This window comes from Streptomyces sp. NPDC093801, assembly GCF_040701585.1.
GTDB lineage: Bacteria > Actinomycetota > Actinomycetes > Streptomycetales > Streptomycetaceae > Streptomyces.
Map to the genome: position 1 here is coordinate 1 of NZ_JBFBDP010000010.1, position 14,157 is coordinate 14,157.

The 14,157-nt window shown below is 73.1% G+C and carries 11 protein-coding genes; 3 read left to right on the plus strand and 8 right to left on the minus strand.

Annotation, left to right across the window (positions count from 1 at the left end):
* Positions 1 to 100 precede the first annotated feature (100 nt).
* The 3 genes from AB0469_RS13130 to mshD all read right to left on the minus strand — a co-directional run bounded on the left by AB0469_RS13130 (position 101) and on the right by mshD (position 4,819).
* Positions 101 to 1,057, minus strand: coding sequence for a CHAD domain-containing protein (locus AB0469_RS13130; protein WP_366451432.1), 957 nt, complete (start codon positions 1,055 to 1,057; stop codon positions 101 to 103).
* Positions 1,038 to 3,407 (minus strand): RNA degradosome polyphosphate kinase, encoded by a 2,370-nt coding sequence (locus AB0469_RS13135; protein WP_366451434.1) that lies wholly within the window; start codon positions 3,405 to 3,407, stop codon positions 1,038 to 1,040. The genes AB0469_RS13130 and AB0469_RS13135 overlap by 20 nt, the downstream gene beginning before the upstream one ends.
* 482 nt (positions 3,408 to 3,889) lie before the next feature.
* On the minus strand, positions 3,890 to 4,819 hold the full coding sequence (mshD, locus tag AB0469_RS13140) for a mycothiol synthase (RefSeq protein WP_366451435.1): 930 nt from the start codon (positions 4,817 to 4,819) through the stop codon (positions 3,890 to 3,892).
* Between the two features lie 138 nt (positions 4,820 to 4,957).
* Between mshD and AB0469_RS13145 the strand changes: the two genes are divergently transcribed.
* Positions 4,958 to 6,775 (plus strand): bifunctional metallophosphatase/5'-nucleotidase, encoded by a 1,818-nt coding sequence (locus tag AB0469_RS13145; protein WP_366451436.1) that lies wholly within the window; start codon positions 4,958 to 4,960, stop codon positions 6,773 to 6,775.
* Positions 6,776 to 6,893: 118 nt separating this feature from the next.
* On the opposite strand, the gene AB0469_RS13150 is transcribed toward AB0469_RS13145, so the two are convergent.
* On the minus strand, positions 6,894 to 7,679 hold the full coding sequence (locus AB0469_RS13150) for an alpha/beta hydrolase (protein ID WP_366451437.1): 786 nt from the start codon (positions 7,677 to 7,679) through the stop codon (positions 6,894 to 6,896).
* Positions 7,680 to 7,811: 132 nt separating this feature from the next.
* On the opposite strand from AB0469_RS13150, the gene AB0469_RS13155 reads away from it, so the two are divergent.
* Both AB0469_RS13155 and AB0469_RS13160 read left to right on the plus strand, forming a co-directional pair.
* Positions 7,812 to 8,399 (plus strand): helix-turn-helix domain-containing protein, encoded by a 588-nt coding sequence (locus AB0469_RS13155; protein WP_366451438.1) that lies wholly within the window; start codon positions 7,812 to 7,814, stop codon positions 8,397 to 8,399.
* 89 nt (positions 8,400 to 8,488) lie between these two features.
* Entirely contained in the window at positions 8,489 to 9,415 is a 927-nt protein-coding gene (locus tag AB0469_RS13160) for a phosphatidylinositol-specific phospholipase C (RefSeq protein WP_366451439.1), read from the plus strand.
* Here AB0469_RS13160 and AB0469_RS13165 read toward each other — a convergent pair.
* From AB0469_RS13165 to AB0469_RS13180, 4 genes are all read right to left on the minus strand, one after another.
* Positions 9,395 to 10,849 carry a HAMP domain-containing sensor histidine kinase gene (locus tag AB0469_RS13165; RefSeq protein WP_366451440.1) on the minus strand — a complete coding sequence of 485 codons (1,455 nt, stop codon included), beginning with the start codon at positions 10,847 to 10,849 and terminating at the stop codon, positions 9,395 to 9,397. The two genes, AB0469_RS13160 and AB0469_RS13165, sit on opposite strands and share 21 nt — an antisense overlap.
* Positions 10,846 to 11,580 (minus strand): response regulator transcription factor, encoded by a 735-nt coding sequence (locus AB0469_RS13170; protein ID WP_042816738.1) that lies wholly within the window; start codon positions 11,578 to 11,580, stop codon positions 10,846 to 10,848. The genes AB0469_RS13165 and AB0469_RS13170 overlap by 4 nt, the downstream gene beginning before the upstream one ends.
* Before the next feature lie 73 nt (positions 11,581 to 11,653).
* Positions 11,654 to 13,006, minus strand: coding sequence for a trypsin-like peptidase domain-containing protein (locus AB0469_RS13175; RefSeq protein ID WP_366451441.1), 1,353 nt, complete (start codon positions 13,004 to 13,006; stop codon positions 11,654 to 11,656).
* Positions 13,007 to 13,132: 126 nt separating this feature from the next.
* A complete protein-coding gene (locus AB0469_RS13180) occupies positions 13,133 to 14,155 on the minus strand; it encodes a LacI family DNA-binding transcriptional regulator (protein WP_366451442.1) in 1,023 nt (340 codons plus the stop codon).
* Positions 14,156 to 14,157 lie beyond the last annotated feature (2 nt).

Consider the following 14,157-nt stretch of genomic DNA (forward strand, 5'->3'; position numbering starts at 1 on the left):
GCCCCCGCCCACCGCCCCGCCCCGGGGGTGGGGGTGGCCACCCCCCGGCCCGCCACCCTCCCCCCCTCGTCGAGGGGGGGGAGGGTGGCGGGCCTGTGGCTCACGATCCCGCCGGCACCGGCTGCCACAGGGTGTGGAAGGTGAGGCGGCTGGCCTCCACCGCGTGGCGCTGGTCGGCGTGCAGGACGCCCAGGGCGTAGGCCGTCGCCGGGGCGATGCGCGGGGTGCGGGCCGCCGTCGCCGAGGCGGTGGCCGCCTCCGAGGCGTCCCGGTGCTGGTTCAGGGCCTCGCTCGCCGCGGCGAGGCGGGGGGCGTCGTCCCCCAGGGCCTCCTGCGCGTACCGGTGCACGCGCAGCAGGCGGCGCACCTCGTGCCAGGCGGCGTCCGCGTGCGCCGAGTACGGGGCGGAGGCGTCCGTGGCCGGGAGGGAGTCGACCGTCGCCGCCAGGCGGGTCCGGGCCACCTCGGCCAGCGGGGTCAGGACGTCGTCCACGCGGCCGCCCGCAGCCACCGGGTCCAGCGGGACCTCCGAGGCGAGCACCGCCACCGCGTCCGCCACCGCGTGGAACCGCGCCGACCCCAGCGCCTGGAGGGTCGCCGAGTGCGCGCGGGTACGGGCGAGGGTCAGCTGCCGTTCGAGCAGGGCGCCCGCGCGCGCCGAGCCGACCGTGAGCGCGCCCGCGGCGGTGCCGCGCGGCGCCGGGACCTCGGGGGAGGCCGAGAGCCGCTGCAGGGCCTCCATCAGGCGGGACAGCCGGGCCGCGTACGCGTGCTCGTCCGCCAGGGTGGCGGAGAGCCAGACCAGCTCGGTGCGCAGCGGGTCCGCCCAGCCCGACCGGGTGACGACCCGGAACGTGCTCAGGGACGAGGCGATGCGGCGCGCGGCCCCCCGCAGGCCGTGCGCCGCCTCCGCCCCGTCCCCGGCGTCGGGGCCGGCCCCCGCGCCCGCCGCGCCTGCGTCATGCAGGCGCAGCGCGCGCAGGAAAGCGGTGGCCTGGGAACGCAGGTACGCGCCGAGCACGTCACCTGCGGTCGGGTCATGGTTTGGCTGAGCCACGCCGGCGCCTCCGGGCGTCTATGAGCATCTCCTGTACGTGCCGCAGCGGCTGGCCCTCGGCGTCGGTGCTGTGCCGGGTCCATTCGCCGTCCGGGCCCAGGTGCCAGGAGGAGGTGGCGTCGGACATGCCGGTCTCCAGCATCCGGTCCAGGGCCGCGCGGTGGCCGGGGTCGGTGACCCTGACCAGCGCCTCGATGCGGCGGTCGAGGTTGCGGTGCATCATGTCGGCGCTGCCGATCCACACCTCGGGCTCGCCGCCGTTGCCGAAGGCGAAGACCCGGGAGTGCTCCAGGAAGCGGCCGAGGATCGAGCGGACCCGGATGTTCTCCGAGAGCCCCGGGACCCCGGGGCGCACGGCGCAGATGCCGCGCACCCAGATGTCGATCGGGACCCCCACCTGCGAGGCCCGGTAGAGGGCGTCGATCAGGGCCTCGTCGACGATCGAGTTCATCTTCAGCCGCACGGAGGCCGGGCGGCCGGAGCGGTGGTGGTCCGCCTCCTTGTCGATGCGCGCGATGAGACCGTCGCGCAGGGACTTCGGGGCGGTCAGCAGCCGGCGGTAGGTCTCGCGCCGGGAGTAGCCGGACAGCCGGTTGAAGAGGTCGGAGAGGTCCGCGCCGACCTGCGGGTCGGCGGTGAGCAGGCCGAGGTCCTCGTAGAGGCGGGCGGTCTTGGGGTGGTAGTTGCCCGTGCCGACGTGCGAGTAGCGGCGCAGGGTCTCGCCCTCCTGGCGGACCACGAGGGAGAGCTTGCAGTGGGTCTTGAGGCCGACCAGGCCGTAGACCACGTGGCAGCCGGACTCCTCCAGCTTGCGCGCCCACTTGATGTTCGCCTGCTCGTCGAAGCGGGCCTTGATCTCGACGAGGACGAGGACCTGCTTGCCGGACTCGGCGGCGTCGATCAGGGCGTCGACGATGGGGGAGTCGCCGGAGGTCCGGTACAGCGTCTGCTTGATCGCGAGGACGTCCGGGTCGGCGGCGGCCTGTTCCAGGAAGGCCTGGACGGAGGTGGAGAAGCTGTCGTACGGGTGGTGGAGCAGGACGTCGCGCTCGCGCAGCGCGGCGAAGATGTCCGGCGCGGAGGCGGACTCCACCTCGGCGAGGTCGCGGTGGGTGCCGGCGACGAACTTGGGGTACTTCAGCTCGGGCCGGTCGAGGGAGGAGATCCCGAAGAGGGCCGTCAGGTCGAGGGGGCCGGGCAGCGGGTACACCTCGGCGGCGGAGACCTTCAGCTCCTGGACGAGCAGGTCCAGCACGCCGGGGTCGATGGACTCCTCGACCTCCAGGCGCACGGGCGGGCCGAAGCGGCGCCGCATGAGTTCCTTCTCCAGGGCCTGGAGGAGGTTCTCGGCGTCGTCCTCCTCGACCTCCAGGTCCTCGTTGCGGGTCACGCGGAACATGTGGTGCGCGAGCACCTCCATGCCGGGGAACAGCTCCTCCAGGTGCGCGGCGATGACGTCCTCCAGCGGGACGTAGCGCTGCGGGGATGCCTCCAGGAAGCGGGAGAGCAGGGGCGGGACCTTGACCCGGGCGAAGTGGCGGTGGCCGCTGACGGGGTTGCGCACGACGACGGCCAGGTTGAGGGAGAGGCCGGAGATGTACGGGAAGGGGTGCGCGGGGTCCACGGCCAGCGGGGTGAGCACCGGGAAGATCTGGTTGCGGAACAGGGTGAAGAGGCGGGCCTGCTCCTTCTCGGTGAGGTCGGGCCACCGGATGAGGTGGATGCCCTCCTCCGCGAGCTGGGGGGCGATGTCCTGCTGGTAGCAGGCGGCGTGCCGGGCCATGAGCTCGCGGGAGCGGGTCCAGATGAGGTCGAGGACCTCGCGGGGCTGGAGGCCGGAGGCCGAGCGGGTGGCGACGCCGGTCGCGATGCGGCGCTTGAGGCCGGCGACGCGGACCATGAAGAACTCGTCGAGGTTGCTGGCGAAGATCGCCAGGAAGTTCGCGCGTTCGAGGAGCGGGGTGGTGGGGTCCTCGGCCAGCTCCAGGACGCGCTCGTTGAAGGCCAGCCAGCTGCGTTCGCGGTCGAGGAACCGGTTGGCGGGGAGCTCGCCGTCGTCGTCCTTGTCCTCGTAGGCGTCGAGATCGGCGTCGAGGTCGGGATCGAGGTCGACGCGGGCGGTGCCGCCCGTGGCGTGCGGGGTGTGGGGGCGGTGGGCGGCTATGGAGCCGAGGCGCGACCTCGTGGGCGCCTTTTCCTCCGTCTTTTCCTCTGCCGTGGCCGATGTCTTCGCCGTTCCCTCGTCCTGCGCCTTCGCCGTCGTCTTGGAGGCGGCGGAGGCGGTGGCGGAAGGGCGAGACGGGTGCTGTGCGGGGACCTCGGTGGGGCCTGCGCTGGGCTGGTGGCTCATGACTCCATTCTTCCGCGCACGGGGCAGGACAGGCGCGTCGGAAGTGTCCGCGGTCAGTCGGAGTCGGGGCTGCATGCTGGGAGGCTCGCAAGCGTGTCTGAATGCCCGGTTAATGGCGTATGGCTTCCAGGCTCCGGCTGGTGGATGGGGTGTGGGGGTTCGGCGGGGTGGCGGCCGGGCGGAGGCGGAGGCGGAGACGGCGGCCGGGCGGTGGCGGAGAGGGCGGCCGGGACCGGGGAAACGGCCGTCCCGACGCGGAAGGACGATGAGACTGACGGGAAACCCCCAAGCCCTCCCCGTACCGTCCCGCCACGACTCCGCCGTTTCCCCGGTCCCGGCCGCCCTCTCCGGCTCCGCCCGGCCGCCACCCCGCCGAACCACCACCCCCGCCCCGCCCCCACCCCCCGGGAGGCGGGTGGGCAGGCGGCGGCCCGCCCCCGGCCCCTGGCGGGGGCGATGGCGGGCCCGGGCCCCGTGTGCCCTCAGCTCTCCGTGCGGTACATCAGGTCGACCTCGTGCGTCGTGAAGCCCAGGCCCTCGTAGACCGCGAGGGCGGCCGGGTTGTCGGCGTCCACGTAGAGCATCGCCGTCGGCAGGCCCGTGCCCGCCAGGTGGTGGAGGCCGATGGCGGTGAGGGCCTTGCCGAGGCCGCCGCCCTGGGCGCCCGGGCGGACGCCGACGACGTAGACCTCGCCGAGCTGTTCATCGGCGTGGACCTTCGTCCAGTGGAAGCCGACCAGTTCGCCCTCCCGCTCCGCCAGGAAGAAGCCCTTGGGGTCGAACCACGGCTGCGCGATGCGGTCGTCGAGGTCCCGCTGGGTCAGGGAGCCCTGCTCCGGGTGGTGGGCGAAGGCGGCGGCGTTGGCGGCGAGCCAGGCAGCGTCGTCCTGGCCGGGGACGAAGGTGCGGACCGTCACCCCGGCGGGCAGGGCCGGCTCGGGGAGCGGGGGAGAGTCGGGGCCCAGGGGGCGGCGCAGCTGGCGGAGTTCGCGGAAGAGGGTCAGGCCGAGGACCTGCGCGAGGTGGCGGGCGGCGGACTTGCCGCCGTGGGCCCAGACCCGGATGCGCTTGCCGGAGGCGTTGAGGAGGGCGGTGCCCAGGGCCCGGCCGTGTCCGCGACCGCGCAGTGCGGGGTGGACGACGAGTTCCGCGGCGGGGGCCTCCACCGGGTCGGTGTCCTCCAGCTGCCCGTATGCGACGAGCCGGCCGTCGGCGGTGGCCAGGAAGTGGCGGATGCCCTCGCGGGGGCCGCCGCGCAGCTGGAGGCGGCCCTGCTCGGAGACGGCGGTGGTGCCGTCGGTGCGGGCCGCCTCGTGGATCAGCCCGAGGACCGCCCCGGCCTGTTCCTCCGTCAGTTCGTCGAGGATCTCGATGTGCCGTCCCGGCTCCAGGGCCGTTGCTGCGTCAGTCATGTTCCGAGCCTACGACCGACATCCCCCGACGGTTGCGCGTAACCAGCTCGCAACCCGTACCCCCCTGTTGGTGCTACGCGCGTTGACCATAGGCTGCGGGCACTTCCCAGTTGTCTCGCTGTCCAAAAAGGGGAACAGATGTCAGCGAAGCCACAACGGCACCGCACGGCCCGCCGGTTGACCTTCGGCGCCCTCGCCCTCACCGCGAGTGCCGGTGTGATGGTCGCCGCCGCACTGCCGGCCGGTGCCGCGAGTGGCGGCGGTGTGCCGGCCAAGGGCCGGACCGTCGACGTACAGATGCTGTCGTTCAACGACTTCCACGGCACGCTGGAGCCCCCGCAGGGCTCCTCGGGCACGGTCGCCGAACTGCAGGCTGACGGCACCACCAAGTCCATACCCGCAGGCGGCGTCGAGTACCTGGCGACCGGTCTGCGCGAGGCCCGCAAGGGCCACGAGTACTCCGTCACGGCCGCGGCCGGCGACATGATCGGCGGCAGCCCGATGCTGTCCGGTCTCTTCCACGACGAGCCGACCGTCGAGGCGCTGAACAAGCTGAAGCTCGACGTGACGAGCGTGGGCAACCACGAGTTCGACGAGGGCAAGGACGAGCTGCGCCGGATGGCGTACGGCGGTTGTCACCCGGTCGAAGGCTGCTTCGAGTACGGCAAGACCTACACGGGAGCGGAGTTCAAGTACCTCGCCGCGAACGTGACGGACGAGAAGACCAAGCGTCCGCTGATGTCGCCCACCTTCATCTGGAAGAAGGGGGACGTGAAGATCGGTTTCATCGGCGTCACCCTGGAGGGCACCCCGGACGTCGTCACGGCCGACGGCGTGAAGGGCCTCAAGTTCGGCGACGAGGTCGAGACGATCAACAAGTACGCCGCCGAGCTGGACAAGCAGGGCGTGAAGTCGATCGTGGCGCTGATCCACGAGGGCGGTCTGCCCGCGAGCGGCGCGTACAACTACGACTGCAACGTGCCGGGTGCCGGCGCGGGCGTCTCGGGTGCGATCGTCGACATCGCGAAGAACGTGAGCCCGAAGGTCGACGCGCTGGTGACGGGTCACACCCACCAGGCGTACTCGTGCAACATCCCGGACCCGGCGGGCAACCCGCGCACGGTGACCTCGGCCGCCTCGTACGGCCGGCTGTTCACGGACACCACGCTGACCTACGACCGCGCGACCAAGGACATCGTCCGTACGCCGGTGCAGTCGCCGAAGCCGGTGAACAAGGTGGTCGGCCGGGACCTGCCGAAGGCCCCGGACATGAGCGAGCTGATCGACCGCTGGAAGAAGCTGGCGGCCCCGGTCGCGAACCGTCCGATGGGCTACATCTCCGCCGACATCGCGGGCCGCGGCTCGGAGGCGCCGGAGAAGCCGCTCGGCGACCTGATCGCCGACGCGCAGCTGGACGCGACGTCCGCGGCCGACAGGGGCGGGGCGCAGCTGGCCATCATGAACCCGGGCGGCATCCGTGCCGACCTGGCGTACAAGGCGGCCGGTGACGAGGGCGACGGTGTCGTCACGTACGGCGAGTCGTACACGGTCCAGCCCTTCAACAACCTGCTGAACGTGGTGGACCTGACCGGCGCGCAGCTGATCACGGCGCTCCAGCAGCAGGTCAGCGGTCCGGTCAACGGCCCGAACCCGAAGATCCTGCAGGTCTCGAAGGGTCTGACCTACACCCTGGACATGACGAAGTCGGGCGCGGACCGGATCGTCGTGGACTCGGTGAAGCTGAACGGCGCAGCCATCGACCCGGCCAAGACCTACCGGGTCGTGATGAACGAGTTCCTGGCGGGCGGCGGTGACGGTTTCACCGTCCTGAAGGACCACAAGAACAAGCTGGTCGGCGTGCCGGACCTGGAGGCGTTCAACAACCTCCTGGCGAAGTCGACGGCGGCCTCGCCGATCGCTCCGCCGAAGGCGGACCGGATCACGGTCGTCAAGTAGTCGTCGTGTAGTCGCCGCGTGGTCGTCGTCGGGTGGGACCCGACGGCGACCGGGCGGGGAGGGGCGGTGGGCCGGAGCGGCCCGCCGCCCCTTTCGCACGTCCGGGGGCGGTCGGTCCTCAGACCTGGGCGAGGTACTTGGCGACGGCGGCGTGGAAGGCGTCCGGGTCGGTGAACGGGACGAAGTGGTCGCCGTCGAGGGCCGTGTAGGAGGTGCGGGGGCGGCGGGCGACCATGGCGTCGGCGACGTCCTGGCGGAGCGCCTGGCTGCGGGCGGCGTGGACCAGCAGGGCCGGGCAGGTGCCGGCGAGCCAGGTGTCCCAGTGGTCGCCGTTGCAGGCGCGGATGGAGTCGAGCATGTCCTGGCCGTGGAAGGCGAGCCGCCAGCCGCTCCCGTCGGGCAGGGGGCGTACGCCGTCGGTGACGAAGGGCAGGGCGGCCGGGTCGACGGCGGCGAGCAGTTCCTCGCGCGTGGGCGCGGTGTAGGGGAGCGCGCCGAGGAAGTCGAACCAGTTCGGCCCGGTGGGGACGTTGATCTCCACGGTGGCGTCGACGCCGATCAGGACGCCGATGCGGTCGGGGTGGGCGGCGGCCAGGTGGTAGGCGTTGAGGCCGCCGAGGGAGTAGCCGAGGAGGGCGACCGGTCCGGTGAGGCCGAGGTGGTCGAGGAGGGCGACGGCGTCGGCGACGTATCCCTCGCGGCGGTAGTGCGGGGCGCGGTCGGAGTCGCCGTGGCCGCGCTGGTCGGGGGCGATGACCCGCCATGCGTCGCCGAGGGCGGCGGCCAGGCCGGTGAAGGCGGCGGCTTCGGACATGCCCCCGTGCAGGGCGAGCAGCGGGCGGCCGGTGCCGCCGAAGTCCAGGTACGACAGTGCGCGTCCGTCGATGTCCAGTGTGTGGCGCATGGTTCGGCTCTCCCCGTTCGTTGCCGGCTGTGGTGCTCGGTGACGGCTTCAGCCTGACAGGGTTTGGGCAAGCGCGCAATACGTACGTGTAGGGCGAGCGCCCAAATGCAGGGGCCCGGCTACGATCCCGGCATGGGAAATCGCGAGGACCTGCTGGCCGGAGCCCGCCGCTGCCTGGAGGAGAAGGGGTACCTGCGCACGACCGTGCGCGACATCGCCTCGGCGGCGCAGGTGAGCATGGCCGCGATCGGCTACCACTTCGGCTCCCGCGAGGTGCTCCTCAACCAGGCGCTGTTCGCCGCCATGGAGGAATGGGCCGCCGGCGCCGGCCGGCTCGTCGGGCAGGGCGACACGCGCGAGGCGCGCTACGCCGACACCTGGGACCGCAAGATCCGCGACTTCGGCGAGATGCGCTGGCTGTGGACCGCCTCCGTCGAGGCCTTCGTCCACGCCCAGTCCTCACCCGAGCTGCTCGCGATCCTCGCGGAGGGCCAGCGCCGCAACCGGCGCATGGTGGCCGCGGCGCTGCGCGGGGTCCCCGAGGACGCGGTGACGGAGGAGGAGGTGCGCTCCCTCGGCTCCCTGCACATCGCCCTGCTGAGCGGGGTCATGGTGCAGGTCCTGACCGACCCGGAACAGGCGCCGACAGGGGCGGAGCTCGCCCAAGGGCTGCGCACGATGACCGGGTTGCTCGGCGAACCCGCCCGTACCGACGGGTAGTAACCCCGCGCTCCGCACGCCATAATCCCGTCCGGCCACGGTGGCCGTACGACGGACTGCGGACGAAGACCGCGGACAAAGGGGCGGGCATGGCACTGGACCGACGGACCTTCCTGACCGGCGCACTGGCGGTGGGAGCGGGTGCCGCCGCACTCGGACTGGGAGCGGCCGCCCCGGCCGCGGCGCAGGGCCGGGCCCCCTCGCCCGCGGTCCCGGCGCCCCGGGCCGCCGCCAGAACCCTGGGTACCCAGGACTGGATGGCGGGCCTCGGCGACTCCACCGCCCTCCAGCGCATGACCATCCCCGGCACCCACGACTCCGGCGCCCGCCAGGGCGGCCTCTACGTCGCCTGCCAGAACACCTCGATCGCCGAGCAGCTCGACTCCGGCATCCGCTTCCTCGACGTCCGCTGCCGGGTGACGGGCGGCTCCTTCGCCATCCACCACGCCGCCTTCTTCCAGAACCTGATGTTCGGGGACGTCCTCGTCGCCTGCGCGGAGTTCCTGGCCGCGCACCCCTCGGAGACCGTCCTGATGCGGGTGAAGCAGGAGTACTCCACCGAGAGCGACGCCACCTTCCGCGCCGTCTTCGACGACTACCTCGACCACCGCGGCTGGCGCCCGCTCTTCCGGATCGCCGACACCCTGCCCACCCTCGGCCAGGCCCGCGGCAGGGTGGTGCTCCTCGCCGACAACGCCGGGCTGCCGGGCCTGCGCTACGGGGACGGCGGGGTCTTCGACATCCAGGACGACTACAACACGGAGCCATTCGGCAAGATCGGCCGGATCGAGAACCAGTTCCGCAAGGCCGTCCAGCAGCCCGGCAGGCTCTTCGTGAACTACACCAGCACCGCCGCCTACATGCCCCCGCGCTGGAACTCCGACCGGCTCAACCCGCAGGTCCACGCCTTCGTCGACGGCTCCGAGCTGGCCGGCCGGACCGGGCTCGGCATCGTCCCCATGGACTTCCCGAACACCCGCTCCGGCCTGGTCGCCTCACTGATCCGGCACAACTGACCCCTGCGACCGCGGATCCGCCGAGGGCGGCGGCGCCGGGGCGCCCGGGATGCGCAGCACCGCCTCCGTGCCGCCCGCCCCGTCCGCCGCCGCCCGCAGCTCGGCCGTACCGCCCGAGCGGGCGGCCGTACGGGCCACGATGGACAGGCCCAGCCCGCTGCCGGGCAGGGCGCGGGCCGACTCGGAGCGCCAGAACCGCTCGAAGACGTACGGGAGGTCCTCGGGCGGGATGCCCGGCCCGTGGTCGCGCACGATCAGCTCGCCCGCCCGCAGCGAGACCTCGACCGCCCCGCCCGGCGGGCTGAACTTCACCGCGTTGTCGAGGAGGTTGACCACCGCCCGCTCCAGCGCGGCCGCCTCGCCCCGCACGTACCAGGGCTCCAGCTCCGCGCCGAAGCGCAGCTCCGGGCCGCGCAGCCGGGCCCGGGACAGGGCCGTCCCGGCGACGTCGTGCAAGGCCACGACGCCGAGCGGGGCGTGCGGGGCGGCGTCCGGACGGGACAGCTCCTGGAGGTCCCCGATCAGCGAGGCCAGCTCCGTCATCTGCGCCTTCACCGAGGCCAGGAGCTCCCGGCGGTCCTCGGGCGGGATGGCCCGGCCGGTCTCCTCGCTGCGCGCGAGCAGCTCGATGTTGGTGCGCAGCGAGGTGAGCGGGGTCCGCAGCTCGTGCCCGGCGTCCGCGATCAGCTGGGCCTGGCGCTCCTGGGAGGAGGCCAGGGCGGCGGTCATGGAGTTGAAGGACCGCGACAGGCGGGCGATCTCGTCGTCGCCCTCCTCGGGGATCCGGACGGTGAGGTCCTCGGTGCGGGCGATGTGCTCGACCACCCCGGTGAGCTCGTCCACGGGCCGCAGCCCGGTCCGGGCCACCCACAGTCCGGCGGCGCCCGCGCCGACCACGCCGACGCCGGAGACCAGGAGCAGCACCCAGGTCAGGGTGGAGAGCGGCTGGTCGATGTCGGCCAGCGGCTTGGCGATGGAGACCCCGAAGCTCGCGCCGGTGGTGAGGCGCTTGTTGATCGTGTACACGCGCATCTTGGTGCCGTCGGGGGTCGCGGCGTCGTGCAGGGTCTTGCCGCTCAGGCCGGCGGCCACGGCCTTGTCGGCCTCGGAGACCGGCAGGTCGCTGCGTCCGCTCACCAGACAGCGGGCGCCGTCCGCGGTGACGATCTGCACGGTCGGGCCGAGCTCCTCGGCGATGTTGGGCGGTCCCACCGCCGGGCGGGTCACGCAGCCTTCGCGCAGGGTGCGCACCACCTGTTCGTCGGGCTGGGTGGCGAGCAGCGACTGGTTCAGCTGGTCGTTGAGCTGCGTCCGCACCATCACCCAGCACACCCCCGCCACCGCCGCGACCGCGACGGCGACCGCGACGGTCACCAGCAGCGCCAGCCGGGAGCGCAGCGGCAGCGCGCGGAAGCGGGCGGCCGGACCCGTCATTCGGGCCCGCCCTCGCCGGCCCGCAGTACGTACCCGACGCCGCGCACGGTGTGGACCAGGCGCGGCTCGCCGCCCGCCTCGGTCTTGCGGCGCAGGTACATCACGTACACGTCCAGGGAGTTGGAGCTGGGCTCGAAGTCGAAGCCCCAGACCGTCTTGAGGATCTGCTCGCGGGTCAGGACCTGGCGCGGGTGTGCGAGGAACATCTCCAGCAGGGTGAACTCGGTACGGGTCAGCTCCACCGGCCGTCCGCCGCGGGTGACCTCGCGGGTGGCGAGGTCCATGCGCAGGTCGCCGAAGGTCAGCACGTCCTCGGGCGGGACGGGTCCGGCGGCGGGCGCGGCGTACGAGCTGCGGCGCAGCAGGGCGCGGACGCGGGCGAACAGCTCGTCCAGCTCGAACGGCTTGACGAGGTAGTCGTCGGCGCCCGCGTCGAGGCCGGTGACGCGGTCGCCGACGGTGTCGCGGGCGGTCAGCATCAGGATCGGCGTCACGGCCCCGGCGGCGCGCAGCCTGCGGGCCGCCGTCAGCCCGTCCATGCGGGGCATCTGGATGTCGAGGACGATCAGCTCGGGGGCGTACGAGGCCGCCTGGTCGAGGGCGTCGATGCCGTCGACGGCGGTCCGCACGTCGTACCCCTCGAAGGCGAGGCTGCGGCGCAGGGCCTCGCGCACGGCCGGCTCGTCGTCGACGACGAGGATCCGCTGCGGGTCGCCTTCGGCGGGATTCATTCGGTTCCCCCAGGGGTGGTGGTCGTCGGTGCGCGGGACGGGTCCGGTCCCGTCCGGGTCCCGTCCCAGGGTGTCAGAAGGATCCGAGGGAGATGCCGAACCCGTTGCCGCCGCGGCTGCTGCCCTCGGAGCCGCCGGCGGAGCCGGCACCGGATCCGCTGCCGCCCTTGCGGAGCGAGCCGAGGTCGGCCTTGACGGTGTTGACGGGGATGGCGAAGCCGAGGCCGACGCTGCCGGCGCTGGAGCTGTCGCTGGAGGGGGAGAAGATCGCGGAGGGCATGCCGACGATCTCGCCGTTCATGTTGACGAGGGCGCCGCCGGAGTTGCCGGGGTTGAGGGAGGCGTCGGTCTGGATGGCCTTGTAGGAGGTGGTGTTCGAGCCGGTGTTGCCGTTGAACTGCTGGCCGTCGTAGGAGAACGGCCAGCCGCCGCCCCCGCCGCCCTGCCGGCCGCGCTGCTGCTGGTCCTCGGACTTGGGCACGTTCACCTCGCGGTCGAGCGCGGAGACGATGCCGCTGGTGACGGTGCCGGTGAGGCGGTCGGGGGAGCCGATGGCGACGACCTGGTCGCCGACCTTGAGGTTGTCGGAGTTGCCGAGCTTGGCGGGCCGCAGGCCGCTCGCGCCCTGGAGCTTGATCAGGGCGAGGTCCTTGTCGGGGTCGGTCCCGACCGTCCGGGCCGCGTACTTCTTCCCGTCGCTCATCGTCACCTGGATCTCGGAGGCGCCGCTGACGACGTGGTTGTTCGTGACGATCTCGCCGTCGGCGGTGATCACGATCCCGGAGCCGGTGCCCTGGCCGGAGCCGGTGCGGGTGTCGATGCGGACGACGGACGGGCTGACCTGCTCGGCCACGCCGGAGACGGTGCCGTTGCTGGACTGGGAGACGTTGGTGCCGTTGAAGCCCCCGCCGCCGGACCCGTTCTGGCCGAGGAACTGCTGGACGGCGGCAGCCGTTCCGCCGCCGACCACGGCGGCGGCGAGGGCGACGGCGGCGAGCAGCGCGACGGGGCGCTTGGCGCGCGGCGCGGGGGTAGGGGCGGGGGCCCCGGCGCCCCAGTGGGCCCATCCGGCGGGGGCGGCGGGGGCGCTATCCGCGCCGAGCCCGCCGAGGCCGCTGAGCCCGCCGGTGCCGCCGGCGACGCCGTTCGCGCCGTTGGCTTCGTTTGCGTAGGTGGGGCCGGTGGGGCCGGTGACGCCCCGGTCCTCGGCGTCGTGGGCGGCCGGAGCCGGGGGCCGGTGCGCCTCGTGCCATCCCGGGGCGGGGGCCGCCGGGGGGTACGCGGGCGGCGGCGGGTAGGACCCGCCGTCCATCGCGTCGTGGGCCAGCCGGTCACGCCCCCGCTGCCACTCCTCGCCGAAGGGCGAGTGCGGGGCCGGGCGGTTCTCCTGCGGGTACTCGCCTTCGCGGCGGAAGCTGTCGGTCATGTACGTGACTCTGTCCCCGGATCATGAAAGCTTCCTGAGTCCCGGCTGAGAAGCCCGACAGAACCGCGTATGCCCGATATAAGGCCAGGGGCGGTGGGCAGGGCCACCGCCCGCTGGCGACAGGACCTAGCGGCAGCCGCAGCTGCGGCGGATCACCAGGGCCGACGGGAACTGCTTCAGGCGTTCGCGGCGCGAGCCCGCCACGCGGAGGGCGTCGTCCAGGACGAGGTCCACCGCCGCGCGGGCCATCGCCGGGCGGTCCGAGGCGACCGTCGTCAGCGGCGGGTCCGTCAGCGCCGCCTCCTTCACGTCGTCGAAGCCGGCCACCGCCAGTTCCCCGGGCACGTCGATCCGCAGCTCGCGCGCGGCCCGCAGCACACCGATGGCCTGGTCGTCCGTCGCGCAGAAGATCGCCGTCGGCCGGTCCGGGCGGGCCAGGACCTCCAGGGCGACCCGGTACGCGTCGTAGCGGTTGTACGGGGCCTCGATGATGCGGCCCTCGACGGACCGGCCGGCCTCCAGCATGGCCCGCCGCCAGCCCTCGACGTGGTCGGCGACGGGGTCGCCGACGGACGGGGTGTTCTCGATGCCGCCGATACAGGCCACGTACTCGTGCCCGTGCTCCAGCAGGTGCCGGGTCGCGAGCTGGGCGCCGCCGATGTCGTCCGTGACCACCGCCACGTCGTCGATGGCCTCGGGACGCTCGTGCAGCAGCACGATGCGCGCGTCCCAGGCCTCGATCTCCGACGCGGCGCGCTCGCTCATGCCCTGGCTGACCAGGATCAGCCCGGACACCCGCATGCCGAGGAACGCGCGCAGGTAGTGGACCTCGCGCTCGTCCCGGTAGTCGGAGTTCCCGACCAGGACCATCTTTCCGCGCTCGGCGGCGGCCTGCTCGACCGCGTGCGCCATCTCCGCGAAGAACGGCTGGCGCGCGTCCGGGACGATCATGCCTATGAGGTCGGTGCGCCGCGACGCCATCGCCTGCGCGACCCGGTCCGGGCGGTAGCCCAGATCCTTGATCGCGGCGAGTACACGCTCGCGCGTGGCCGGGGCGACCGGCCGGGGTCCGTTGTTGATGACGTAGCTCACGACGGCGGTAGACGTACCCGCAAGTCGTGCAACGTCATCCCGCGTCACCTTGGCCACGC